Consider the following 24,811-nt stretch of genomic DNA (forward strand, 5'->3'; position numbering starts at 1 on the left):
TGCAGGAGATCGGCGATGAACAAGCCGGCGACACCCAATTCCTTCCGCACCGGACCCGACGAACAGGGCATGTTCGGCATTTTCGGCGGTCGGTTCGTTGCCGAAACGCTGATGCCGCTGATCCTCGACCTGGAGAAAAACTGGAACGAGGTCAAGAACGATCCGGATTTCAGGGCTGAACTGACCGGTCTTTCGACCCATTATGCCGGCCGGCCGTCGAAGCTCTACTTCGCCGAGGGCCTGACCAGACATCTTCGTGAGGTTTCCTCGGCGAAGGGCCTCGGGGGCGGCGCGAAAGTCTATTTTAAGCGCGAGGATTTGAACCACACCGGTTCGCACAAGATCAACAACTGCCTCGGACAGATCCTGCTGGCCAAGCGCATGGGCAAGAAGCGCATCATCGCGGAGACCGGTGCCGGCCAGCATGGCGTGGCGTCCGCCACGGTCGCCGCCCGCTTCGGCTTTCCCTGCGTCGTCTATATGGGCGCGACAGACGTCGCCCGCCAGAGCCCCAACGTCTTCCGCATGAAGCTGCTCGGCGCCGAAGTGCGGCCCGTTACCGCCGGTCACGGTACGCTGAAGGACGCCATGAACGAAGCCCTTCGTGATTGGGTGACCAATGTCGAGGACACCTATTATTTGATCGGCACCGCCGCCGGTCCGCACCCCTATCCCGAACTGGTGCGCGATTTCCAGTCGGTAATCGGAACCGAGGCGCGCGCGCAGATCCTCGAACAGGAAGGGCGGCTGCCCGACACCATCATCGCCGCCGTCGGCGGCGGGTCCAACGCCATCGGCATGTTCCATCCCTTCCTCGATGACAAGGAGGTTCGTATCATCGGCATCGAAGCCGGCGGGCGCGGCCTCGACGGCATCGAGCATTGCGCCTCGATGAATGCCGGCTCCCCCGGTGTGCTGCACGGCAACCGCACCTATCTCCTGCAGAATGCCGACGGCCAGATCATGGACGGCCATTCGATTTCGGCCGGCCTCGATTATCCCGGCGTCGGCCCGGAGCATTCGTGGCTGCGCGACTCCGGCCGTGTCGAATATGTGCCGATCCTTGACGACGAGGCGCTCGAAGCCTTCAAGCTGACGACGCGCGTCGAAGGCATTATCCCGGCGCTGGAATCCGCGCACGCCATCGCCCATGCGGTCAAGATCGTGCCCGCCATGGACAAGGACCAGATCGTCATCGTCAATCTGTCCGGCCGTGGCGACAAGGACGTCCACACGGTGGCCTCGATGCTGGGCATGGAGATCTAGGCCCTTTGGACCGTTCGACTTGGGAGTTGATTATGAACAAAATTCGTCCAAAGGGCCTGACATGACAACCCGCATCGACCGCCGCATGGCGAAGCTCAAGGCCGAGGGCCGCCCGGCGCTCGTCACCTATTTCATGGGTGGCGACCCCGACTATGCAACCTCGCTGTCGATCATGAAGGCGCTGCCCGGCGCCGGCTCCGACGTCATCGAGCTCGGCATGCCGTTTTCCGACCCGATGGCCGACGGCCCGGCGATCCAGGCGGCGGGCCTCAGGGCGCTCAAAGGCGGCCAGACGCTGGTCAAGACGCTGAAGATGGCGTCCGACTTCCGCGCCGGCGACGATGAAACGCCGATCGTGCTGATGGGCTACTACAACCCGATCTACATCTACGGCGTCGACCGTTTCCTGAAGGACGCGATCGCCAGCGGCATCGACGGGCTGATCGTCGTCGACCTGCCGCCGGAGATGGATGAGGAACTCTGCATCCCGGCGCTGAAGGCCGGCATCAATTTCATCCGGCTGGCGACGCCGACCACCGACGACAAGCGCCTGCCCAAGGTCCTGCAGAACACATCCGGCTTCGTTTACTACGTGTCCATGACCGGCATCACCGGCTCGGCGCTTGCCGACACCGGCAAGGTCGCCACGGCGGTCCAGCGCATCAAGGGTCACACCAACCTGCCGGTCTGCGTCGGGTTCGGCGTCAAGACCGCCGAACAGGCGCGCGTGATCGGCGCCAACGCCGACGGCGTGGTCGTCGGCACGGCGATCGTCAACGCGGTCGCGAACGTGCTGGGGCCGAAGGGTGAAAAGACCGCCGATCCGGCGGAGGCAGTCGCCACACTGGTGAGCGGCCTTGCGCAAGGCGTGCGCTCGGCCCGCCTTGCTGCCGCCGAATAGTTTCCCTACGTCTTTGCCCAACTCTTCGTCAGGACAGGAGCCGAAGCGATGAACTGGATCACCAACTACGTTCGCCCGAAGATCAATTCGATGCTCGGCCGGCGCACCGACATGCCCGAGAATCTCTGGATCAAGGATCCCGAGACCGGCGAGATGGTGTTCCACAAGGACCTGGAATCCAACCAGTTCGTCATCCCGTCTTCCGGCCATCACATGAAGATCTCGGCCAAGGAGCGGCTGAAATTCTTCTTCGATGACGGCAAGTACGAGACCCTGGACAATCCCAAGGTCATGCAGGATCCGCTGAAGTTCCGCGACGAGAAACGCTATGTCGACCGGCTGAAGGACGCCAAGGCCAAGACCGGCCTGGAAGATGCCATCATCAATGCGCTGGGGACCGTCGAGGGCTTGCCGGTGGTGGTGACGGTGCAGGATTTCGCTTTCATGGGCGGCTCGCTCGGCATGGCCGCGGGTGATGCCATCGTGCGTGGCTTCGAGGTCGCCTTGCAGCGCAAGCGGCCGTTGATCCTGTTCGCCGCCTCCGGGGGCGCGCGCATGCAGGAAGGTATTCTGTCCCTCATGCAATTGCCGCGCACTACGGTTGGTGTCGACCGGCTGAAGGAAGCCGGCCTGCCCTACATCGTCGTGCTGACCAACCCGACCACCGGCGGCGTCACCGCCTCCTATGCCATGCTGGGCGACGTGCACATCGCCGAGCCCGGCGCGCTGATCGGTTTTGCCGGGCCGCGTGTCATCGAACAGACCATCCGCGAGAAATTGCCGGACGGCTTCCAGCGCTCCGAATATCTGATGGAGCACGGCATGGTCGACATGGTGGTGTCGCGGCTGGAGCTGCGGGAGACCATCGCCCGCCTGTTGAAGATGCTGCTCAAGATGCCGGAAGAGCAAAAGCCTCTGGAACCGGAAATCCTGCCGCCGGCCGTGGTCGCCGCCGAGGTCCGGCCGCAAGCTTGACGCTACACTGGCCTGACGCGAGACTGGCCTGACGTGAGACTGGCCTGACGCGACATTGGCCGCCGCGAACAGCGATTGCGCGGCATCCGTTGCGCGCTGTAGCCTTTTGATAGCCGTGGTCTTTGCGGGAGCGATTCTGGCTCCAGGCCATGCACGGGATTTGCCATGACGACGCTTGCCGCGGACCGTGAAATCGAAGCCCTGATGGCGCTTCACCCGAAGGGCTTCGACCTTTCGCTCGACCGCATCTCGCGGCTGTTGGAGCGATTGGGCAATCCGCAGGACCTGCTGCCGCCGGTCATCCACATCGCTGGCACCAACGGCAAGGGTTCCTGCGCCGCCTTCTCGCGGGCGCTGCTGGAAGCCTCCGGCCGGCTCGTCCATGTCCACACCTCGCCGCATCTGGTCAGCTGGCACGAGCGCTACAGGCTGGCCGCCGAAGGCGGCGGCAGGCTGGTCGACGACGACATATTCGCGGAGGCCATTGCCCGCGTTGCGAAGGCCAATGCAGGCCAGAAGATCACCGTCTTCGAAATTCTCACCGCCGTCACCTTCATTCTGTTTTCGGAACATCCGGCCGATGTCGCGATCATCGAGGTCGGTCTTGGCGGCCGTTTCGACGCCACCAATGTCATCGCGCGGCCGGCCGTGTCGGTGATCATGCCGGTGTCGATGGACCATGAGGCCTATCTCGGCGATCGCGTCGAACTGATCGCGGCCGAAAAGGCCGGGATCATGAAGCGTGGCTGCATGGTGGTCGTCGGCGCGCAGGAAAGCGAGACGGCGCTACAGGTGCTGATCGACGCGGCCGAGCGGCTGGAATGCCCGACCCTCGTCTACGGGCAGGATTTTCTCGCTTTCGAGGAGAACGGCCGCATGGTCTACCAGGACGATGATGGGTTGATGGATCTGCCGGCGCCGCGCCTGCCCGGTCGCCACCAGTTCGCCAATGCGGCCGCCGCGATCGCCGCCGTCAAGGCGGCCGGCTTCGAGATCGCCCACCGCGCCGCCGAGAAGGCAATGACCAACGTCGCCTGGCCCGGCCGCATGCAGAAGCTGGCGCAGGGCCGGCTGGCGGAACTGGCGCCGAAGGGCGCCGACATCTGGCTCGACGGCGGCCATAATCCCGGTGCCGGCGTCGTCGTCGCCGAAGCGCTGGCCGAGCAGGAAGAAAAAAACCCGCGTCCGCTCTTCCTCATTTCGGGCATGATCAACACCAAGGACCAGGCCGGCTATTTCCGCGCCTTCAAGGGCCTCGTCCGGCATGTCTACACCGTGCCCGTGAGCATGAGCGATGCCGGTGTGCCGAATGACGAACTGGCGATCCGTGCCACGGAAGCCGGGCTGACGGCCGAGCCGGTAAGCTCCGTCGCCAGCGCCCTGATGCTGCTGCGCGACACCTGGGACGGCCCAACGCCGCGCATCCTGATCGGCGGGTCGCTGTACCTGGCCGGCACGGTTCTCGCCGAGAACGGCACGCCCCCGACCTGAGGCCGTCCATTGCCTCGTTATCTCAGGGCGTAGAGACGCAGCGCTGACGCCAGGATCCATGCCGCGACTTCAAAGCGCCGCAGCGGTACAGAATTTCCTTCCGCTGTATTCGTCGATGGCCGTCACGGCATGGATACTTGGGTCTTCCCGACGGAGCTTCGCACCTGCTTCGCCCTGGTATGGACGAAGTTGGGGAGGTTTCGGTCAACGTCAGAGGTGCCGCTTACTTCAGCTCGATCTCGATAAAAGCGTACTCACCCTCATTGGCGCTGACGACGTCGTGTTCCACTCCCTCCTTGCGGAAATACGGCGCGCCTTTCTTCATCTCGGCGAAGGTTTCGCCGTCCTTGGTGACCAGCTTCAGCTTGCCGTCCATCAGTGGCACGACGACGTAGTCGTGGCCGTGGCGATGCCAGCCGGTATTGTCGCCCGGTTGGAAGCGGTATTCGGTGACGATGACGCGCTCGTTGTCGATGAAGACGGTGGCCTTGGCGGATCCGGTCATTTTTCTCTCCCTGCTTCTGCTGCCAACAGAGGACATGGAGTGCCCCGATGTGAGGGCCAGAGCGGCGCACCGATGACGCCAACAAAAAGCCCGGCGCGATGGCCGGGCTTTTTGCTTCGAATTCAGATGGGATCAGGCAAGATTGCCATTGACCCAGTGCGACAGTGCGGTCTTGGGCGCGGCGCCCACCTTGATGTCGGCCACTTCGCCGCCCTTGAAGATCATCAGCGTCGGGATCGAACGCACGCCAAACTGGGCGGCAAGCTCGGGATTCTCGTCGATGTTCAATTTAGCGATCTTGACCTTGGCGCCGAGCTCGGTGGCAATGTCCTCAAGCGCCGGTGCGATCATCTTGCAAGGACCACACCATTCCGCCCAGAAATCAACCACAACCGGCACCTGGGCATTAAGCACGTCAGCCTGGAAATTGTTCTTGTCGACCTTGACGGTGGTCATGCGGAAATCCTTTCGAAATTTTTCGTCCCACCAAATGTGGTGGTTGTCGCGCCCTTCTTCAAGCAGTTCTTGTGTCACGCTCCCGTGAGTCGGGCAAGGGCGTCGTCCATGGCCCGGGACGGCAGTTCGATCAGTCTTGGCGCTTCGGTGAACAGCAGGGCTGCCTTGACCTCCCGCCCGGGATAGAGCGGCTGCAGCAGGGCGCGATAGAGCGCGAGCTGAAGCAGATAGGCCGGCGGGACTTCCGCCAGGGAGGCGGGTGCGGGCCGGTTGGTCTTGTAGTCGACGATCGAGACCGCATTCGGGGCCACCGCCAGCCGATCGATCTTGCCGGAAATGGAGCGGATTTTGCCCTTGACCTCCAGGCTGCCCATGATTGCGACCTCGGCGCGCGAGGAGGGCGCGAACAGTTGGCCGAGGCCGGAGTCGGAAAGGATGGCGATGACCGATGCCAGGGCCTTTTCACGCTCGCCCTCAGGCCACGCCGCACCCGTTCGGGAGAGATAACGCTTCGCAGCGTCCTCCCGTGCGTCCTCGGCGATGCCGGGCAGCATCTGCAGCAGTTTGTGCAGGGCGAGCCCGCGCAGCACGGCAAAACCTGGCTCGGCAGCGGCGTCCAACACCGGCGACGCCTTGTCGACAACCCCTTCCTTGCCTTCGTCGATCAGCGCCGAGGCGCCCGACGGTGACAGGGGGCGCGGCAGGTTCTCGAAAGGCGGCAAGGGCCTGAACAGGGTCGCCGGCAAGGGGCCGAAAGCATCGGTCTGCCGCGCCTGTTCGCCTGGACTTGGCGCGACCGGCGGCAGTTTGGTGACGTGGAAACGGTAGACAGGCTCCCCGTCGGCAGGATGCGGACGCTGTTCGCTTTCGGGCGCGGCGCTCAGCGCGCGGCTGACGATAGAATGCCAGGTGCCGGCGTTCGGCGCCCGCTTGCCGTGATAGCCGCAGACGATAAGCCGGTCCTCGGCACGCGTCATGCCGACATAGAGCAGCCGGCGGTACTCGTCGTCGGCGAGTTCGCGGGCGCGAGCGGCGGCCGTCTTCGAGAAGCCGTTGGCGACGTCGCTGGCCGAACGCCAAAGATAACCCCTGCCGTCCCAATGTCGGCCTGAGCCGTCGAAAGGCATCAGGCGCGGCAAATGCTGCTCGCTGAACGGGGCGGAACCGCCGTCGACCAGGAACACCACGGGCGCCTCGAGGCCCTTGGCCGCGTGCACGGTCATGACCCGGACCTCGTCACGGGTCTGGTCCATCTCGCGCTTGATCTCTGGGCCGGCGTTTTCCAGTGTCGACAGGAAGGCTTCCAACCCGGGCAGGCCGGTCCGCTCTTCGGCAAGACAGAAGCTCAGGAACTCATCGAGAATATCGCCGGCTTCCGGCCCGAGCCGCGCAATCATCTTGCCGCGTACGCCATCGCGCGCCAGCAGGGCAGCATAGAATTCGAACACCGGCTTGAAGGCGGCCTCGTCAGCCCAGGCGTCGAGTCGCGCGACGACGGCCGCGAGCGTTTCGCTTTCGCCGGCGTGCTGGCGTAGCGATGCCGCCAGCGACACGCCGGGCGGCCGTTGCGCGGCGAGCGTGAACAGTGTCTCTTCCGGCAGGTCGAAGACCGGGCTGCGCAGCAGAGCGGCGAGCGACAAGTCGTCCTGCGGCTGCATCAAAAGATGGCCGAGCGCGATCAGGTCCTTGACCGCAATATGGCCCGACAGGCTCAGCCGGTCGGCGCCAGCAACCGGGATGTCGCGGCGCTTGAGCGCGCGGGTCAGCGCGTGGACGAAGCTGTCGCGCTTGCGCACCAGCACCAGCACGTCGCCCGGCCGCAGCCGCTTGCCACGGCCCTCGATGATTTCGCCCTTGCCGATCCAGCCGGCAATGGTGGCCGCGACATTCTCGGCGACGCGTACCGCCGGCGCATGGGCATGGTCGATCGCTTGCGCCCAGTCGTCGGGCTCGTCGACGGCCTCGGCACCGATCGACGGCCAGACCTCGACATAGCCCGGCGCATCGGTGCGGATCGCCTTGTGGTTCAGCGGATCGGGATCGTGGCTGATGCCGCGCCGCACGATGGGATCGGCAAAGACCCGGTCGACGGCGGCCAGCACATCGTCCGTGGAGCGGAACGACCAGGTCAGCTTGAGGTCGGCGAAGGACGCTTCGGCATCGCGCACACGCCCGGCGAACAACAACCGGCTATCGGCGAAGGAGTCGGGTGCCGCACCCTGGAAGGAGTAGATCGACTGCTTCTCGTCGCCGACGGCAAAGACCGTGCGGTGGACCCGGTCGCGGCCACCGAAGCCGGCAAAGAATTCTTCCGCCAGCCGCTTCACCACCTCCCATTGATCCGGGCTGGTGTCCTGCGCCTCGTCGAGCAGGATGTGATCTATGCCCTGGTCGAGCTTGTATTGCACCCATGGGCCGGCATCGGGCCGCGCCAAAAGGTTCACCGTGCGGGTGATCAGGTCGTTGAAATCGAGAAAGCCGCGGCCGCGCTTCAGCACTTCGTAGCGTGCGATCAGCCAGCCGGCGATGGTCAGGGCCGCACATGTGCCCTCCAGCATCCGGAATAGCGCCAGCCGGTCGACAGTCTCCATGATGGCGGTGGCGGCCGACACATAGCGCTCGGCCAGGTCAGGCAGCCGGTCGGTGAGCGCCTTTTTGAACGCCTTTGCCGGATCATAAGGATCGCCATCGGTCTTGAGGAAGGCTCTTGCAAGCAACTGCAGCCGGCGGACAGGGTCGCTCTCCGCGAAGGCCTGGCGCGCATAGGGCAGGATGTTGTTCAACACCGACCTGGCGTCGGTGGCTTCGGTTGCCTGGGCAAAGCCGGCAAAATAGTCCGGCAGGAAGCCAGGCAGCGGCCATACAGATGCCGCTATGCCTTCGGCGGTCTGGCCGGGCTGGAAATGGAATTCATCGAACAAGGGCTGGAAGCTGTCACGCCCGACAGCATCGAGGAAATCGCGCAATCCCTCACGCTTGCGTACGATCTCGCCGAGCAAGGCATCGAGACCGCCTTCACCGCCGCGTTCCAGGATAGCGGCGAAGGCCTCCGCCAAAGTCCTGTCGCCGGCGGCGGAGATCATCTCGCGGCGCGCGGCGGCAAAAAGCGAGGCCTCCATCTGGCTGTCGAGCATTTCGAAATGGGCGGGGATGTTGGCTTCCAGGGGGAACTGATGCAGAACGGATTCGCAGAAGGCGTGGATGGTTTGGATTTTCAACCCGCCAGGCGTCTCCAGCGCCTCGGCGAACAGGCGGCGGGCGCGGCGCATGGTGTCGCGATCGGCCCGGCGCCCTTCCAGCGCCTCTATTCTGGCGGCCAACTCCAGATCAGCCAGCGATGTCCATTCCGACAGCGTGGAGAAAACCCGGTTCGACATGTTGGCGGCCGCGGCGCGCGTATAGGTCAGGCACAATATCTTCGAGGGATCGGTGCCGTTGAGCAGCAGCCGGATGACGCGCTGGGCCAGCACGTGCGTCTTGCCCGATCCCGCATTGGCCGACACCCAGGCCGAATTGCCGGGATCGGCGGCCCGGGCCTGGCTCGAAGCCGTATCGCTCGGGATCGGATAGGTTTTTTTCATGCCTCCCCTCCCTCATCCCCGGCGTTACCGCCGGCGGACCATTCGAGCACGCGGGCGAGGTGGTCGTAATCGCCATCGGTTTCACCTTCGCGAAACGGCAGCGCGCGCGACAGATATCCGGTCGCCGGGTCGGCATAATGGATCAGCAGTTTTTCCAGCCGCGCCCAGGCCTCTTCGGCAAGATCGGCTGCGGTGCGTGGTTGGCGGTTGTGTTCCAGTATGGACTCTTCGAACACCTCGCCATTCGGCTTCAACCTGATGAAGGCCAGTTGCGACGGTTCGCGCGCGCCCAAATCCTTGAATGCGCCACGCCTGAGCAGCGCCCCTTCCAACGCCAGTTGCGGCGCCAGTAGCGTGTGGGCCTGTGCCTTGGAAGGCGAGGAACCCGTCTTGTAGTCCAGAATGTCCGCCATGCCGCCGGCCAGCAGGTCGACACGGTCGGCATAGCCGGACAGCGTTACGCCGGACTGTCCGACCACAGTCTTGCCGGCGCGCTCCTCGGCATGCCGCTGGATCACCGCGTCGGCGCGCGTTCGCTCCCATTCGATGATGTTGGCGGCGAGCTTTTCGAACCGCGGCCACCACACCGCCTCGACATCCGCCGGAAGCACCGCCTCGGCAAAACAGGCGCGGCCGGCGGCGATGAGCCCGGCCAATGCGTCCGGCGCGCGCGGGTCGGCCACCTCGGACGAAAAGAGATGCAGGATGGCGTGAAACAGCGTGCCGCGCTCCGCCGCACCCGGATCGCGGACGAGCGGATCGAGCGGCGTCAGGCCAAGGATCCTCCGGGCATACACGGCGTAGGGGTCGCGGCGCAGCGTCTCGATCTCGGTGACGGAGAAATGTGTCGGGCGGACCGAGAGCGGCGGCTTCGGCTGAGGCCGTGGCGCGAAATCCCGCTTCGGCCCTGTGTCGAGCGCACGCGCCCAGGCGAGCAGCTCGTCGCCGCGCCGGCGCAGTGCCGCCGCCTGATCGTTGCCGATGAAGGTGAGCAGCCGCTGCAACCAGCGCGACGGCACGGCCGGCGCGTCGCCGGCACGCGCCGAGCGGGCCAGCACCACACGTCTCGCGCCCATGGCCATCTGGAAATCATGCGCGGCAAGCCCGATGCGCCGCTCCGGCGGTTCGAGGTCGATGCCGGTCTTCATCAGCCGCGACATGAAGCGGTCGCTCTCCGGCTTGCGCGGCCAGACCCCTTCGTTGAGCCCGCCGATGATCAGCGTATCGACATCCTGCAGCCGCGCCTCCAACGCGCCCCAGATGGCAATGTTCCTGTCGGTGCCTTGCGCCGGCTTGACGGTCTCGGGCGCGATCAGCGCCTCCATCACATCGGGCCATTCGATTGCCGCGAACGACAGCGGCGCCGAAGCCGCGACCAGCCCGCGCAGCAGTTCGGCGAGCTTTTCGCCGGCATCGCCGGCGTAGAGTTCGCCAAGACCACCGTCGGCCGAACGGCCGAGATTTTCCAGGGCAGCGACGCTGGCCTCGACCAGCGCGGCAAGGCCGGCCTCCGCCTGGCCGCGAAAGGTCGAAAGCGGCGCCAGCGCGTCCGCCAGGCGTGCGAGAAGGGTCCGCGCGACCTCAATGGAGCGCACGGTCAGGCGGGCAAACCAGAACGGCGGCCGGCTGCCGTCGCCTAGCCCGGTGAGGCGGGCCTCGAAAAGATTCGGCAGCGAAGCGATGTCGGGGCGGCCGGTGCCGCCGCGCAGCGCCACCAGTTCGACCAATTCCGCCGCGTGGCGCACGTTGACCCGTTCCAGACCCAGGCCAAGCAGGGGATGCTTGAGCAGCGACAACAGGGCGACCGGATCGCCTGGCCGGAACACCGCTTCGAGCGCCAGTCTGAGCAGGCTGGCCGCCGGCGTGTTGGACAGCGGCGTGCCGCCGGAATCGTCGGCAATGACACCGAAGCGCTTGAGCTCGACCGAGACGCGGCGTGCCAGCGCGCGGTCACCAGTGACAAGCGCCGCTCTCTGGCCTGGCTCTTCGACCGCGCGCTTGAGCGCGACGGCGATCGCGACGGCTTCGTCGCGCTCGCTTGCCGTCTCCAGCAGCGTCACGTCGGCGAAGGCGCCAGCGATATCGGACGCTGAAAACCCGTTTCGTGTTTCCGCCCACAATTCCGTGGTCTCGGCCGGCCGCAGCGCCTCGCCGACAAGGGCGGCGCGGAGCGCGAGCTTCGGCGCGGACGCACCGATCTCCTCGACATCGCCGCGCAGCACGCCGATCTTGCCGATCAGCTTTGCCAGGCCGTATTGCGGATGGCCCAGCACCGCTGGACGCGCGCCGGGAGCGACGAGAGCCTGGAAGGAGGCTTCGTCGAGCATCTGGTCCAGCCCGGGCAGCACGATGGCACCGCCGTACAGGCCGGCGATGGTCGCAAGCAGTTCCGCCGTGGCGGGTATGGAGCCGGTGGACCCCGCGGCTATGACCGGCCCGGCGGGTGGATTGCGCCGCAGCCGCGCGGCCTCGGCACGGATCAGGGCGCTGCGGTGCGCGGCTGGGTTGGAGCGGTCGCTCTCTGCGAGGAATTTCGGCCAGGCATCGGTGACGATGCCGAGGAATTCGAGCGTGACCTGCCACCATCCGGCAAGGTTGCCGCTGACGAGGCCGGCAAGTTTAGCCCAATCGGTGCCTTCCGTCTCGATCTCGTCCATCAGCCCGGCCAGATCGCGCGCCAGCCAGATCGCGTCGGCGGTGGAGGCTGGGACGACGATCTCCTCGGCGAAGAGGGCCGCGACATGGGCGGGCAACCGGCGTTTCCACGCCCGCACCAGTGGCGTCAGCAGCAACAGGCGCTCGGTGGCGGCGATCGCGGGCGCGAGATCGATTGCCGCCGTTGGATCGGCCTCGAATGCGGCCTCATCCTCGTCGAATTCGCCGAGCGGCCGGATCACCGGCAGGATCGCGGAACCGCCGCCCCCACGCGCCTTCAGGCTGTCGACAAACACGCCGCGCAAGGCACGTGCGGCCCGGCGCGTCGGCACATAGATGGTAACGTCGGCCAAAGCGAGGGGGTCACCGTCGAACCGAAACCCGGGGACAAGGCGGCCGTCAAGCAGCGCCTCGGCCAGCGTCGGCAGAAACGGCGCTCCGGAGGGAATGGAGAAAACGCGGCTCGAGCCGCTCATTGCGATCCGATGTGTGCGGCGGCCACTGCGTCTTCGGCGAGCGGAATGGCATCGGGCGTGCCGACGGTTATCCAGTGGCCATGCATCGGCATGCCGAACAGGCGGCCGGCGGCAATCGCCTTGTCGAAATAAGCATTGAGCGAATGCGGTTCGGCGGGTGCGTTTTTGAACAGGCGCGGATGGATGATCGCGGCGCCAGCATAGATCAGGCCAGCGGAGTCGCCTTTTGAACGCCGCAGGGCGCCATCCGGCGCAACCAGGAAATCGGTGCTGCCACAGTGCCCTGTCGCCTGATGGAGATCCGCCAGCATCAGCAGAATATCCATTTTCGCGGCGTCCCATGCAAGGGCAAGCCGCCCGAGATTGAGCGGGCCGTGGTCGATCCAGAATGTGTCGGCGTTGAGGATGTAGAACGGCCCCTGGCCGAGCTCCGGCAGCGCCTTGACGATGCCGCCGGCGGAATCGAGCAGCCGGTCGCTCTCATCGGAAATAACGATGCGCGGCGCGCGGCGCGCGGCGACATGAGCGACGATCTGTTCGGGAAGATAATGGACATTGACCACCGCCTTGCCGACCCCGGCCGCGGCCAGGCTGTCGAGGCCCCAGTCGAGCAGCGTCTTGCCGGCGATGCGGACCAGCGGCTTGGGGATGGCGTCGGTGATCGGCCGCATGCGCTTGCCGAGCCCGGCGGCAAGGACGATGGCGGTGTCCGGCTTCGTTGTCACAGCGCTCGTTCCTCCAGCAGCCCGTGCGCGCTATGGAAATTCCGCAAATCGGCGAGCGCGGGATGTGCCAGCGCCCGCTTGAGATAGTCGCGGATGCGCGGCAGGTGCCTGAGATAATAGGGCTTGCCGTCACGTTTTTCGAGGCGCACGAAAATGCCCAGAATTTTGGAATTGCGCTGCGCGGCCATGATTGCATAGGCTTCGAGGAAGCCTTCTTCGTCGAAGCCGCCCGCAGCATGACGCGCGGCGACATAGGCGTCGAGCGTCCGCTTCTCGATCTCAGGTGCCATGGTGACACGGGCGTCCATGGCGAGCGAGGCGACGTCATAGGCGCAAGGCCCGATCAGCGCGTCCTGGACGTCGACGATGCCGAGCCGGTCGAGGCCGGACCGCTCGCCGCGCCAGATGATGTTGGGCGAGTGGAAGTCGCGCAGCATCAGCGTGTATTCGCTGCCTTGCAGCCGCTCGAGAAGCGCATTCCATATCTTGTGATAGCCGGAACGCAGCGCCTCGCTTGCCGGCTCGCCCGATATCGCCGGCACGTACCAGTCGATCAGCAGGTCCGCCTCGATCAGCATGGCGTCGCGATCGAAGGGCGGCACGTCATGGACGATGCCGGGAGCCGCCTCCATGCGGTGAGGCCAGGCCTTGCCGTGCATCATGGCAAGCAGTTGCGCCGCCGCCTCGTACCGTTCGGCGACCGGCTCGCCATTGCCGTCGAGGAAACCTTCCGAGCCCAGATGCTCCAGCAGCAGGAAACCCTGGTCGAGATCTTGCGCGTCGATCCTGGGCACCGCGACCCCGGCGGCCAGCAGCGCACGGTCGATCGCGACGAAGGCGGACACCGACTGCGCCGTATGGGCGATCACGGCGTAGGGTTTGCCGTCGCGCACGGGCGGGCCGAGCACCAGCCGCGGCGAGTTCATCAGCACGCGTGGCGCCTCGCCGGCAAGCGTTACGATCTCGTAGGAGCGGGCCGAGGCATCGCCGATGAAATGTCGGCGCTGCGCTTGCCTCCAGCCGGCGCTCTCCAGAAAGCCGCGCATGGCCAGCGAGCGCGCGACACGGTCGAAGGTAACGCCTTGCCCCGACAGTCGGGCCAGCCGGCCCTCGCCATGTTGGACGAGTTCGATCAGCACCGTCGCCTTGGGCAGATAGCCGTCAGCCCGTTCGGGCCATTCGATCAGGGCGGCACCTTGCGCCAGCGCCTCCTCGAAGCCGAGTTCGTCGAGCTCGGCCGCTGAGGTCAGGCGGTAGAGATCGAAATGGTGAACCGGCACGCGGGTATCGTAGCTCTGTACCAGCGTGAAGGTCGGGCTCGGCACTTCGAGACCGGCATCGTCGGCCAGCGCCCGGATCAGTGCCCTTGCCAGCGTCGACTTGCCGGCGCCGAGATCGCCCTTGAGCGCCAGCACGTCGCCCGCGCGCAGCGCCAAAGCCAGATCCTCGCCCAGCCGCGCTGTCTGGGTCTCGTCGGCGAGCAAACGCTCCAGCACCGGTTCCGTCATCGAGCGCGCTACTCGGCCGCTGCGCGGATACCCGGCACGTCGGGAAAGGTGCAGATGACGGTCGTGCCCTTGTCCTTGCCGGTTTCGATGCGAACGGCGCCGCCATGCAGTTCGACAAAGCTCTTGACGATCGACAGGCCGAGGCCGGCGCCGCGCCGGCGGCCGCCATTGGCGCGCGGCTCGAAGCGGCGGAACACCGAATCGAGCACATCCGGCGGCATGCCGGGCCCGTCGTCGTGAACCGAGAACTCGACCCCGTCCGCCAGCTGGCGACAGGCCAGCCGGATGGTGCTGGCCTCCGGCGCGTAGTTTGCGGCGTTGCTGAGCAGATTGTAAAGGATCTGGCGGATGCGCGTTTCGTCGCCATGGAATGTCTTCGGCGCGGCGGCGGCATCGACCGCGAGCCGTATCGAATGCTCCTCCAGCCGGTCGGCGACAAGCTCGGCGGCAGCCGCGATGGTGCGGTCGACATGCACCTCGGAAATGTCGAGCTGCATGATGCCGGCATCGACGGTCGCCAGGTCGAGTATGTCGTTGACGATGGTCAGCAGCACCGAGGAGGACGAGCCGACATGTTCGACATATTCGCGCTGCTTCTGCGTCAGCGGGCCGGTCGCCGGCAGCGACAGCAACTCGGTGAAGCCGATGATGTTGGTCAGCGGCGAACGCAGTTCGTAGGACACATGCTGCACGAAGTCGTTCTTGAGCTGGTCTGATTTTTCTAGCGCCTCGTTCCTGTCCTTGAGCGCGCGTTCGACATGGACGCTGTCCGTGACGTCGACGAAGGTCATCATCACTTGCCCGTTGGGCAGGGGAATCACGGCATAACGCAGCACGGTGCCGTTGTTGAGCTCGGTCTGGCCGTGGCGCTCGCTGCGCTCGTCGTCGAAGCCGGTGATGGCGGCGACGAAGCCGGGCCAGGGGCTCTCGATCGCCTGCCGATCGCTGAGCTCGCGTATGATGGATACGTGTACATTGGGCTTGGCGGCTTCCGTGCCCAACCCCCACAGCGTGGCAAAGGCTGGGTTCGACAGCCGCAGCCGGCCGTCGGGGCCGAACACCGCCACGCCTTCGGCCAGATTGTCGAGCGTTTCGCCCTGGACCCGGACCGCGGTGCGGTAGCGGCTTTCGAGATCCATCTTCTCGGTCAGGTTCTCGAACACCCAGGTGACGCCCCCCTTGGGTTGCGGGTTGGCAACGACGCGAATGGTCTTGCCGTCCGGCAGGTGCCACCAGTGTTCCTGCGATTCGACCGCACGATAGGCGCCGAGCAGGCCCTCCTTCCAGCGGCGCCATTCCGGCTGTTCGGCGATCTTGCCCTCGCTGCGCAGCCGGTCGAGTAAAAGGGCGTTGTCGGGCGCGCTGTGCAGGAAGCCGCTGTCGAGCCCCCACAGTTTCTGGAAAGCCTGGTTGAAGAAGCGCAGCTTCTCGTTCGTGTCGAAGATGGCGACTGCCGTGTTGAGCTGGTCGAGCGTATCGGCATGGCTGCGCACGGTCCGCTCATATTCGGCGCGGATGGCCTCGATGGCGCTGGTGTCGCAGGCAAGGCCGGCCGAACCGTCGGCGCCGGCAAAGTCGGTGACGGCAAACACGCGGCGGTCGCCTTCGATCACCGTCGAAAGCGATTGCTCGAACACCGGATGCGACTTGTGCTGGGTGGCGATGGCCTCGCGCGCCTGGCCGCCGAGGAACTCCTGGGCGTCACGCACGGCGGCTTCAGCGTTCTCGGCTTCGACCGCGTCGGCATAGGCCCGGTTCACCCATTTCAGCCGGCCGTGCTCGTCGCGCAGCCATGCCGGCATCTTCAGCGCCTCGAGCAGGCCGATCATCGTGTCATGGTCGGCGGCTAGCCGCTGGTTGTCGATTTTGAGCCGGGCCTGGCTGCGCTGTGTCTCGGACAGCGAGACAAAGCGCACCAGCACATGGGCCGCGCTCTTGCGACCATGCACTTCCAACGGAGCGCCGGCCTGCGATTCCACCACCAGGTCGAAAGGCCTGCCTTTTTCTCGCAAACCCGTCACGGCATGTTCAAGTGCCGCCGCCGAGCGCGGCATCAGCCAGCGCCCAAAGGCGAGGAATGCCGCCCGTTCCTCTGGCGCGCCGCTTTCGGTCGGCAATGTGCCGATGAGTTCGGGTTTCTTGTTTTCCGAGGCCCAGACGACCACGCGCTGGTCGCGCAGATTGAGCAGTGCTTCCGAACGTCGCAACGCCGCGCTGATATCGGTGACGCGGCCTCTCAGCTCGACATTTTCCGCCGAGATGCGCGCGCGTTCGCGAATGAGAACGATGGCCGATAGGAATGCCGCTCCCATCACACCGGCAAAGACGGCAAGCTGCATGACCTCGATCGTGCTGACCGAAAGGCCGGCAGCCACTTCGGCGCCCTGGGCGCATGCAACCCCGCCAAGCAGCGGACCGGCAAGTATGGAGCCGGCAAGCAACAGCCCCGCGCGGCCACGCCACCGTGCCCGGGTGGCGGAGCCAGTGGTCCCCGAATCCTGATGGCCGCCGGAAACGGCCTGTCCCGCGTGAAGCGGGTTTTCCCCCGGCATGTCTTGGTCCTCTTCGCCGCCTGAATGCAAGACCGCCCTGACGCGTCCGCCGGTCCTCGCCCCCGGACCCGCGAATCACAACAATAGCGCCTGCTGGAATCGGCGTGAAGAATCATTCGGCGCAAAAATAATGCCGGGCAAAAGTCAATCGCCCGGCATCAATATCTTGTAGCGAATTCGGCTTTGGTTAATAGCGGTAGTGTTCCGGCTTGAACGGCCCCTGCGGCGTGACGCCGATATAGGCGGCCTGCTCGCCCGACAGCTCGGTCAGGCGGGCGCCGAGCTTGTCGAGATGCAGGCGTGCGACCTTCTCGTCGAGATGCTTGGGCAGCACATAGACCTGGTTCTGGTACTGCTCGCCCTTTGTGAACAACTCGATCTGTGCCAGCACCTGGTTGGTGAAGGAGGCCGACATGACGAAGCTCGGGTGGCCGGTGGCGTTGCCGAGATTGAGCAGACGGCCTTCCGAAAGGAGTATCATGCGCTTGCCGTCCGGGAAGGTGATCATGTCGACCTGCGGCTTGACGTTGGTCCACTTCAGATTGCGCAGCGATGCAACCTGGATCTCGTTGTCGAAATGGCCGATGTTGCCGACGATCACCATGTCCTTCATCGAGCGCATGTGGTCGAGGGTAACCACATCCTTGTTGCCGGTGGTGGTGATGACGATGTCGGCGGTTGGTGCCGCATCTTCCAGCGTGACCACTTCAAAGCCGTCCATCGCCGCCTGCAGCGCGCAGATCGGATCGACTTCGGTCACCTTGACGCGGGCGCCCGCGCCCTTGAGCGAGGCGGACGAACCCTTGCCGACGTCGCCATAACCGCAGACGACCGCGACCTTGCCGGCCATCATCGTGTCGGTGCCGCGGCGGATACCGTCGACCAGCGATTCCTTGCAGCCATATTTGTTGTCGAATTTCGACTTGGTGACCGAATCGTTGACGTTGATGGCCGGGAAGGGCAGCAGGCCCTTCTTCTGCAACTGGTAGAGCCGGTTGACGCCGGTCGTCGTCTCTTCGGTGACGCCGCGGATCGCTTCCTTCTGTTTGGTGAAGAAGCCCGGCGAAGCCTTCAGGCGCTTCTTGACCTGGGCGTAGAAATATTCCTCTTCCTCGCTCTGCGGATTGGACAGCACGTCCTCGCCGGCTTCGGCACGGGCGCCGATCAGGATGTACATGGTGGCGTCGCCGCCGTCATCGAGGATCATGTTGGAGAGGCCGCCATCGGCCCACTGGAAGATCCTGTCGGTGTAGTCCCAGTACTGTTCGAGGCTCTCGCCCTTGACGGCGAAGACCGGAATACCGGTCTCGGCGATGGCCGCGGCGGCGTGGTCCTGGGTCGAGAAGATGTTGCAGGAAGCCCAGCGGATATCGGCGCCGAGCGCCTTCAGCGTCTCGATCAGCACCGCCGTCTGGATCGTCATGTGCAGCGAGCCGGTGATGCGCGCGCCCTTGAGCGGCTTCTTGGCGCCGAATTCCTCGCGGCAGGCCATCAGGCCCGGCATTTCGGTTTCGGCGATATCGAGTTCCTTGCGGCCCCAGCCGGCAAGAGAGATGTCGGCGACCACATAATCCTTGCTACCCGTCATGGCAGTGCTCCGATGCGAATTGTCTTGCTGTGAATTGATCGTTTGGCTTGCGAATTGGTTGCGGATGCACCCGCGCCGGTCGGCGCGTCGAAGGGCGCGAATTGCCGGCCTGACTAGCAGATCGGGCTTCGCACGACAATGGGATATAAAGAAATCTTTATTCGTGCATGTCTCGGAGGCTGACTTCCTGGTCAGCACTCCTCGCCGAAACGGGAGGCGACGAGCTGCTCCAGCGCGTCCATGACCTCGAGCGCCTCCGGACCGCTGGCGGTGACGCGGATCGAGTATCCAGGGCTGGCCGCCAGCATCATCAGGCCCATGATCGAAGTGCCGCCGACCTTGACGCCGTCCTTCTCGACATGGACCGAAGCGTTGAAACCGCTGGCAAGCTGGACGAATTTCGCCGAGGCGCGCGCATGCAGGCCGCGCTGGTTGACGATCGGAAACTCCCTGACGATCTGGTCCTTGTCAGGCGACAGCGTACTCATTTGCTGCTCAAAAGCTGGCTGGCGACGTTGATATATTTGCGGCCCGCGGCTTGCGCTTCATCGAGCGCGGCCGCCATGTTGTCGCCCTTGCGGATCGACGACAGTTTGATCAGCATCGGCAGGTTCATGCCGGCGATCACCTCGGTGCGGCCGGACTCCATTACCGATATGGCAAGGTTGGAGGGCGTGCCGCCGAACATGTCGGTCAACACGATCACACCCGCCCCCGTATCGACACGGGCGACGGCGTCGACGATGTCGCGGCGACGCTGCTCCATATCGTCGTCGGCACCGATCGCCACGGTTTCGAAATTGTCTTGTGGCCCGACGACATGTTCGACGGCATGTCTGAACTCGGTGGCCAGTTGACCGTGCGTTACAAGCACGAGTCCGATCATTCTTTGGTGGCTCCCGTCATCGCCGCTTCACAGGCGCATTTTATGCTCGCCAGCCAATCCAGGCGGCGGGAGCGCTATCTTGTCGACGCGCGGCCCGTTGACAAGCCCAAAATTGCGCCGGCCCACGCCATTTTGACGCATTGCAGCAAAAAACCCAGCGCGGATCATAGAAAAGGCGGGATCGACAGCCGCGCCATCACTGCGAGCGAGGCGGCCGCGACATTGCGCTCTGCCAAATCGATGCGCGCCACCGCGCAGCCGGCGATCTCGTCGCTTGCATCCTCCTGGAAGCGTGCGATTTCGCCGGCCGGCAACAGGCGCACATGCAGATCGACGACGCAGGCCGGTTCGAACGGCAGGGACCGTGGCCCATGTCCCGGCACCTCGGCAAGGCCCTCGATTGTGGCGGGCGCACGGCACACCAGCCGCCCGGCGTGGGCTTCGACGAAAAGCTGATCGTCGCCGACGAGCCGCGAGAACAATCCGCGCTGCAGGCAATGGCTGATCAGCGTCAGGGCCAGCGTTGTCTTGCCCGACCCGGATGAGCCGCTGATGAGAATGCCGCTCTCGCCGATCAGCAGCGCCGTGGCGTGTATGTTGTCAGGCTGCACGTCGCGATCCTTGGCGATTGGCGGTCATCCCTCGGCCGGGAGCGTCACCACGAAGCGTGCGCCCTTGATCTCGCCGGGCTTGATGCCTGGTATGTTTTCGGCGGTCAACGTACCGCCATGGGCCTCGACGATCTGCCTGGAGATGGACAGGCCAAGGCCGGAATTCTGGCCGAACGCCTCGCCGGCGGGCCGGTCGGTGTAAAAACGTTCGAAGATGCGGTCGATGGCGTCGGCGCGGATGCCAGGACCGTTGTCGTCGACGGTCAGGATGTTGAACTTGCCGGCGCGCGCCAGCGACAGACTGATTTGGCCATGGTCCTCGGGAACGAAGGAACGAGCGTTTTCGATCAGATTGGTGATGACCTGGCCGATGCGCAGATCGTGACCGACGACGACATAGCCCTTGGCGCCCTGCGGCAGCTTGGCGACCTTGAGCTCGATCTCGACCGCCTTCTTGTTGCGCGTGGTTTCACGCGAAACAGCGACAAGGTCGGTGACGAACTTCTTCAGGTCGACGGTGCCGGCATCTTCGCGCGCCAATTCCGCGTCGAGGCGCGAGGCGTCGGAAATGTCGGTGATGAGGCGGTCCAGCCGTTTCACGTCATGCTGGATGATCTCCATCAGGCGCGCACGGGAGGTGTCATTCTTCGCCAGCGGCAATGTTTCGACAGCACTGCGCAACGACGTCAGCGGGTTCTTCAATTCATGCGAGACATCGGCCGCGAAGCTTTCGATCGCCTCGATGCGCGCATAGAGCGCGTTGGTCATGTCGCGCACGGCAATCGACAGATTGCCGATCTCGTCCTGGCGGTCGGAAAAGTCGGGGATTTCCTCGCGGCTCTTGACGCCGCGACGAACCCGTACAGCCGCCGCCGACAGCCGGCGCAGCGGGTTGGCTATGGTGGATGCCAAAAGCATCGACAGGATGGCTGTGACGAGCGCCGCGATGCCGAAGACGCGCAGGATCGCCTTGCGTTCGGCGGCGACGATCTTGTCGATATCGCCGCCTTCGGTCGACAGCATCAGCACACCGAGCACGGCGCGAAAACGCTGGATTGGCACCGCCACCGAGACGATCTGCTCGCCCTGTTCCGAGACGCGCACAATGGTCGACGGACTGCCCGTCAACGCCTTGACCACTTCCGGGAAGGCGGCGCCGTTGCCGCCGGGCTGTTCGTGATAGACCGGCAGGTCGGTGTTGCGGAAGAAGTCGAAGATGAACTTCTGGACGCGCTCGACCAAGTCGGGCTCCTCTTCCTCGACCGGCGGCAGATCGTAGCGCAGGATCTGACCGCGCGAATAGAGATGGCGCGAATCGAGCAGCAAATTGGCGTCGCGGTCATAGATGCGGGCTCGGGTGCGAGTCGGCGAGATCAGCCGCCGTAGCACCGGCGCCACGCGCTCGGGATTGATCGGAAAATCCAGATTGTCGAGTTGGTCCGAGCCAGGCCCCAGGCTTTCGCCGGCCTGCAGCTCAAGCAGTTTTTCCGGGTCGATGCTGATCGAATCCGTCTCGACCGTCGCCGAGGCCGCAATCGCGCCAGCGATGATTTCGCCTTGCGTCATCAGGCTTTCGACCCGCGCGTCGATCAGCCCGTCGCGGAAGGTGTTGAGATAGAGGATGCCGGTGACGAGCACCGCCAGCCCGGCGAGATTGAGGAAAAGAATACGCCGCGTCAGGCTGGAAAAGATATGGTGGCCGAGGAAGCGGCGCATCGGCACGGTGATTTTCGACACGAAGGAAGGCATGATGCGCGACGGCCGCCTGGCGGCGCCCGCCGGTCTTGTTCGCTGTGCTTCCACTGCCATCGAATAGCAGCTCCCGCTAGTCCCAGGTTTGAAGTATGTCGCAGCCCCAGACTAGGGACCGCTTTCGCTCGACATACATCAAATTACGCTTCGCGGAACCGATATCCGACTCCGTAAAGGGTTTCGATCATCTCGAAGTCGTCGTCGACAGCCTTGAACTTCTTGCGCAGCCGCTTGATGTGGCTGTCGATCGTGCGGTCATCGACATAGACCTGCTCATCATAGGCCGAATCCATCAAAGCATCACGGCTTTTTACCACGCCGGGACGCTGCGCCAGCGAATGCAGGATCAAGAACTCCGTGACGGTAAGCGTCACCGGCTCGCCCTTCCAGGTGCAGGTATGGCGTTCCTGGTCCATGACGAGTTGGCCACGTTCGAGCGAGCGGGCCTGCTGGCTCGGCGCTTTTGCCGCGGCCTCGCGGGCACTGGCACGGCGCAGCACGGCGCGCACCCGCTCCACCAGCAGGCGCTGCGAGAACGGCTTGCGGATAAAATCGTCGGCGCCCATCTTGAGACCGAACAATTCATCGATCTCGTCGTCCTTGGAGGTCAGGAAGATCACCGGCAAGTCGGATTTCTGACGCATCCGGCGCAGGAGCTCCATGCCGTCCATGCGCGGCATCTTGATATCGAGGATGGCGAGATTCGGCGGCCTGGCCGCCAGGCCTTCCAGCGCGGACGCACCATCCGTGTACGTTTCGACACGATACCCCTCGGATTCAAGGGCAATCGACACCGACGTCAGAATGTTGCGGTCGTCATCGACAAGCGCGATTGTAGCCATTTCAAGCGGCTCCCTCATGGGCTGTCCCTTCTGTCGTAGAGAAGGGGCTTTTGCAGGACAAATTAGGTACAAAATGTGGCATAGGCCGTAACCGCTGTCACGCGCGGGGTGCCGCCGGCCACAATCCGACCTTGACACGGATTGGACGAACGAACCTCGCAATCCTTTGGGCAACCGTGATAGTTTTCGCATATATAAACGATTTAAACAACTTTCAAAATATTTAAATCGATTAATGATTTGATATCATTTGGCTTTTCTGGTTCTGACCATCATAGCCTGCTTAGTGGGTGTGCCGGAAATACGCCGGCAAAGATGCGGCAAATCTTGAGAAGGGTCACCAATGTCGGAAGTCGGCAAACGCAATCCTGCCTGCGCGATCGATCGTATCGATCTGAAAACCTCCGGGACGGTGCGCTACAATTTCGGCGCGGCCGCGCTCTCCGAGGAAGCGATCCAGCGCGGTGAAGCCCGGCTGACCGCGAATGGCGCGCTGCTCGCCGAGACCGGCCAGCACACCGGTCGCTCGCCCAAGGACAAGTTCATCGTCCGCGACGCCGCCACCGAGCCGCAAGTCTGGTGGGACAACAACAAGGCGATCTCGCCCGCACAGTTCGACGCCTTGCTCGCCGATTTCCAGGCTCACGCCGCGGACAAGGACCTCTACGTGCAGGATCTGGTCGGCGGTGCCGACGCGGAGCTCAAGCTACCCACCAGGGTGATCACCGAACTTGCCTGGCACTCCTTGTTCATCCGCAACCTGCTCATCCGTCCCGAGGCGGCCGAACTCGAACACTTCGTGCCTGGGATGACGATCATCGACCTGCCGTCCTTCCGCGCCGATCCCGCCCGTCACGGGAGCCGCACCGAGACGGTGATCGCCGTCGACCTGACGCGCAAGATCGTGCTGATCGGGGGCACCTCCTATGCCGGCGAGATGAAGAAGTCGGTGTTCACCATGCTCAACTACCTCCTGCCGGAGAAAGGCGTGATGCCGATGCACTGCTCGGCCAATGAGGGACCGGCCGGCGATGCCGCCATCTTCTTCGGCCTGTCGGGAACCGGCAAGACCACGCTGTCGGCCGATCCGTCCCGCACCTTGATCGGCGATGACGAGCACGGCTGGGGTCCGCACGGCATCTTCAATTTCGAAGGCGGCTGCTACGCCAAGACGATCAAGCTGTCGGCGGAAGCCGAGCCGGAGATCTTCGCCACCACGCAGCGCTTCGGCACCGTGCTGGAAAACGTCGTACTCGACGCCGATGGCGTGCCGGATTTCAATGACGGCCGGCTCACCGAAAACACACGCTGCGCCTATCCGCTCGACTTCATACCCAATGCCTCGAAGACCGGGCGCGCCAGTCACCCGAAGAACATCATCATGCTGACCGCCGACGCTTTCGGCGTGATGCCGCCGATCGCCCGGCTGACGCCGGCGCAGGCGATGTATCATTTCCTTTCCGGCTACACGGCCAAGGTAGCCGGAACGGAAAGGGGCGTGACCGAGCCGGAAGCGACTTTCTCGACCTGTTTCGGCGCGCCGTTCATGCCGCGCCATCCGTCGGAATACGGCAATCTTCTGCGCGAGCTCATTGCTCGCCACGGCGCCGATTGCTGGCTGGTCAACACCGGCTGGACCGGCGGCGCCCATGGCACCGGCAAGCGCATGCCGATCAAGGCGACGCGCGCCTTGCTCGCCGCCGCCCTCGACGGCTCGCTGCAGGCAGGCGCTTTCCGCACCGACGCCAATTTCGGCTTCGAGGTGCCGGTGGCGGCGCCTGGTGTCGATAGCGCCATCCTCGATCCGCGCTCCACCTGGATGGACAAGGCTGCCTATGACCGGCAGGCGGCAAGGCTGGTGGGCATGTTCGCCGTCAACTTCGAGAAGTTCGAAAGCCATGTCGACGCCGTCGTGCTGGGCGCAGCGCCCCGCATGCAGGAAGCGGCGGAGTAATCGCCAAGGCATCGTTGTGGCCAGGCACCATCGGAGGCCGGGTTTCGATCGGGCCTTTTCTTTTTCGGCTCGCCGCGCCATGACTGC

Annotated in this window: 18 protein-coding genes; 5 read left to right on the forward strand and 13 right to left on the reverse strand. The window is 64.6% G+C overall.

The genetic code is table 11. The features are described 5' to 3' along the window. Positions 1 to 15: 15 nt before the first annotated feature. The 4 genes from trpB to AC3CB8_RS05975 all read left to right on the forward strand — a co-directional run bounded on the left by trpB (position 16) and on the right by AC3CB8_RS05975 (position 4,633). Positions 16 to 1,266, forward strand: a complete 1,251-nt coding sequence (gene trpB / locus AC3CB8_RS05960) for a tryptophan synthase subunit beta (RefSeq protein ID WP_023772332.1) — start codon at positions 16 to 18, stop codon at positions 1,264 to 1,266. 61 nt (positions 1,267 to 1,327) lie between these two features. Further along, the gene (gene trpA, locus AC3CB8_RS05965; RefSeq protein WP_023772333.1) at positions 1,328 to 2,167 is read left to right on the forward strand and encodes a tryptophan synthase subunit alpha; all 840 of its coding nucleotides are present in this window, start codon (positions 1,328 to 1,330) and stop codon (positions 2,165 to 2,167) included. A 48-nt stretch (positions 2,168 to 2,215) separates the two neighbouring features. After that, complete coding sequence (gene accD / locus AC3CB8_RS05970) at positions 2,216 to 3,142, forward strand: acetyl-CoA carboxylase, carboxyltransferase subunit beta (RefSeq protein ID WP_023772334.1); 927 nt, start codon at positions 2,216 to 2,218, stop codon at positions 3,140 to 3,142. Between the two features lie 165 nt (positions 3,143 to 3,307). Continuing rightward, the gene (locus AC3CB8_RS05975) at positions 3,308 to 4,633 is read left to right on the forward strand and encodes a bifunctional folylpolyglutamate synthase/dihydrofolate synthase (protein WP_352564372.1); all 1,326 of its coding nucleotides are present in this window, start codon (positions 3,308 to 3,310) and stop codon (positions 4,631 to 4,633) included. 223 nt (positions 4,634 to 4,856) lie between these two features. Here AC3CB8_RS05975 and AC3CB8_RS05980 read toward each other — a convergent pair whose 3' ends face one another. The 13 genes from AC3CB8_RS05980 to AC3CB8_RS06040 form a co-directional block, all read right to left on the reverse strand. Continuing rightward, complete coding sequence (locus AC3CB8_RS05980; protein ID WP_015314367.1) at positions 4,857 to 5,138, reverse strand: cupin domain-containing protein; 282 nt, start codon at positions 5,136 to 5,138, stop codon at positions 4,857 to 4,859. 132 nt (positions 5,139 to 5,270) lie between these two features. After that, on the reverse strand, positions 5,271 to 5,594 hold the full coding sequence (trxA, locus tag AC3CB8_RS05985) for a thioredoxin (RefSeq protein ID WP_015314366.1): 324 nt from the start codon (positions 5,592 to 5,594) through the stop codon (positions 5,271 to 5,273). 74 nt (positions 5,595 to 5,668) lie between these two features. Next, positions 5,669 to 9,175: a double-strand break repair helicase AddA gene (gene addA, locus AC3CB8_RS05990; protein ID WP_352564370.1), complete on the reverse strand. Its 3,507-nt coding sequence runs from the start codon at positions 9,173 to 9,175 to the stop codon at positions 5,669 to 5,671. Next, the gene (addB, locus tag AC3CB8_RS05995; protein ID WP_352564368.1) at positions 9,172 to 12,306 is read right to left on the reverse strand and encodes a double-strand break repair protein AddB; all 3,135 of its coding nucleotides are present in this window, start codon (positions 12,304 to 12,306) and stop codon (positions 9,172 to 9,174) included. Before addB ends, addA begins: the two co-directional genes overlap by 4 nt. Continuing rightward, the gene (locus AC3CB8_RS06000) at positions 12,303 to 13,031 is read right to left on the reverse strand and encodes a nucleotidyltransferase family protein (RefSeq protein ID WP_023772340.1); all 729 of its coding nucleotides are present in this window, start codon (positions 13,029 to 13,031) and stop codon (positions 12,303 to 12,305) included. The genes addB and AC3CB8_RS06000 overlap by 4 nt, the downstream gene beginning before the upstream one ends. Next, entirely contained in the window at positions 13,028 to 14,539 is a 1,512-nt protein-coding gene (tsaE, locus tag AC3CB8_RS06005) for a tRNA (adenosine(37)-N6)-threonylcarbamoyltransferase complex ATPase subunit type 1 TsaE (protein ID WP_352564365.1), read from the reverse strand. Before tsaE ends, AC3CB8_RS06000 begins: the two co-directional genes overlap by 4 nt. Positions 14,540 to 14,547: 8 nt before the next feature. Beyond that, complete coding sequence (locus AC3CB8_RS06010) at positions 14,548 to 17,091, reverse strand: sensor histidine kinase (protein WP_023793058.1); 2,544 nt, start codon at positions 17,089 to 17,091, stop codon at positions 14,548 to 14,550. Positions 17,092 to 17,278: 187 nt separating this feature from the next. After that, positions 17,279 to 18,679 carry an adenosylhomocysteinase gene (gene ahcY / locus AC3CB8_RS06015; protein WP_015314360.1) on the reverse strand — a complete coding sequence of 467 codons (1,401 nt, stop codon included), beginning with the start codon at positions 18,677 to 18,679 and terminating at the stop codon, positions 17,279 to 17,281. A gap of 191 nt (positions 18,680 to 18,870) precedes the next feature. Continuing rightward, positions 18,871 to 19,167 (reverse strand): HPr family phosphocarrier protein, encoded by a 297-nt coding sequence (locus AC3CB8_RS06020; RefSeq protein ID WP_015314359.1) that lies wholly within the window; start codon positions 19,165 to 19,167, stop codon positions 18,871 to 18,873. After that, a complete protein-coding gene (locus tag AC3CB8_RS06025; RefSeq protein WP_010912939.1) occupies positions 19,164 to 19,565 on the reverse strand; it encodes a PTS sugar transporter subunit IIA in 402 nt (133 codons plus the stop codon). Before AC3CB8_RS06025 ends, AC3CB8_RS06020 begins: the two co-directional genes overlap by 4 nt. 164 nt (positions 19,566 to 19,729) lie before the next feature. After that, positions 19,730 to 20,176 carry an HPr kinase/phosphorylase gene (locus AC3CB8_RS06030; protein ID WP_023781760.1) on the reverse strand — a complete coding sequence of 149 codons (447 nt, stop codon included), beginning with the start codon at positions 20,174 to 20,176 and terminating at the stop codon, positions 19,730 to 19,732. 24 nt (positions 20,177 to 20,200) lie between these two features. Next, positions 20,201 to 21,985, reverse strand: coding sequence for a sensor histidine kinase (locus tag AC3CB8_RS06035; protein ID WP_023772345.1), 1,785 nt, complete (start codon positions 21,983 to 21,985; stop codon positions 20,201 to 20,203). A gap of 83 nt (positions 21,986 to 22,068) precedes the next feature. Then, entirely contained in the window at positions 22,069 to 22,770 is a 702-nt protein-coding gene (locus AC3CB8_RS06040; protein ID WP_010912942.1) for a response regulator transcription factor, read from the reverse strand. A 343-nt stretch (positions 22,771 to 23,113) separates the two neighbouring features. Here AC3CB8_RS06040 and AC3CB8_RS06045 point away from each other — a divergent pair, with 343 nt between their 5' ends. Further along, the gene (locus AC3CB8_RS06045) at positions 23,114 to 24,724 is read left to right on the forward strand and encodes a phosphoenolpyruvate carboxykinase (RefSeq protein ID WP_352564361.1); all 1,611 of its coding nucleotides are present in this window, start codon (positions 23,114 to 23,116) and stop codon (positions 24,722 to 24,724) included. Positions 24,725 to 24,811: the final 87 nt, after the last annotated feature.

The organism is Mesorhizobium sp. P160927 (assembly GCF_057766385.1).

Excerpts from the sequence above, each read along its gene's own strand:
- ahcY (WP_015314360.1), bottom strand. The coding sequence starts at position 18,679 with ATGACGGGTAGCAAGGATTATGTGGTCGCCGACATCTCTCTTGCCGGC.
- addB (WP_352564368.1), bottom strand. The coding sequence starts at position 12,306 with ATGAGCGGCTCGAGCCGCGTTTTCTCCATTCCCTCCGGAGCGCCGTTT.
- accD (WP_023772334.1), top strand. The coding sequence starts at position 2,216 with ATGAACTGGATCACCAACTACGTTCGCCCGAAGATCAATTCGATGCTC.
- AC3CB8_RS06040 (WP_010912942.1), bottom strand. The coding sequence starts at position 22,770 with ATGGCTACAATCGCGCTTGTCGATGACGACCGCAACATTCTGACGTCG.
- addA (WP_352564370.1), bottom strand. The coding sequence starts at position 9,175 with ATGAAAAAAACCTATCCGATCCCGAGCGATACGGCTTCGAGCCAGGCC.
- tsaE (WP_352564365.1), bottom strand. The coding sequence starts at position 14,539 with ATGACGGAACCGGTGCTGGAGCGTTTGCTCGCCGACGAGACCCAGACA.
- AC3CB8_RS06035 (WP_023772345.1), bottom strand. The coding sequence starts at position 21,985 with ATGGCAGTGGAAGCACAGCGAACAAGACCGGCGGGCGCCGCCAGGCGG.
- AC3CB8_RS06020 (WP_015314359.1), bottom strand. The coding sequence starts at position 19,167 with ATGAGTACGCTGTCGCCTGACAAGGACCAGATCGTCAGGGAGTTTCCG.
- AC3CB8_RS05975 (WP_352564372.1), top strand. The coding sequence starts at position 3,308 with ATGACGACGCTTGCCGCGGACCGTGAAATCGAAGCCCTGATGGCGCTT.
- AC3CB8_RS06010 (WP_023793058.1), bottom strand. The coding sequence starts at position 17,091 with ATGCCGGGGGAAAACCCGCTTCACGCGGGACAGGCCGTTTCCGGCGGC.
- AC3CB8_RS06025 (WP_010912939.1), bottom strand. The coding sequence starts at position 19,565 with ATGATCGGACTCGTGCTTGTAACGCACGGTCAACTGGCCACCGAGTTC.
- AC3CB8_RS05980 (WP_015314367.1), bottom strand. The coding sequence starts at position 5,138 with ATGACCGGATCCGCCAAGGCCACCGTCTTCATCGACAACGAGCGCGTC.
- trpA (WP_023772333.1), top strand. The coding sequence starts at position 1,328 with ATGACAACCCGCATCGACCGCCGCATGGCGAAGCTCAAGGCCGAGGGC.
- trxA (WP_015314366.1), bottom strand. The coding sequence starts at position 5,594 with ATGACCACCGTCAAGGTCGACAAGAACAATTTCCAGGCTGACGTGCTT.
- trpB (WP_023772332.1), top strand. The coding sequence starts at position 16 with ATGAACAAGCCGGCGACACCCAATTCCTTCCGCACCGGACCCGACGAA.
- AC3CB8_RS06045 (WP_352564361.1), top strand. The coding sequence starts at position 23,114 with ATGTCGGAAGTCGGCAAACGCAATCCTGCCTGCGCGATCGATCGTATC.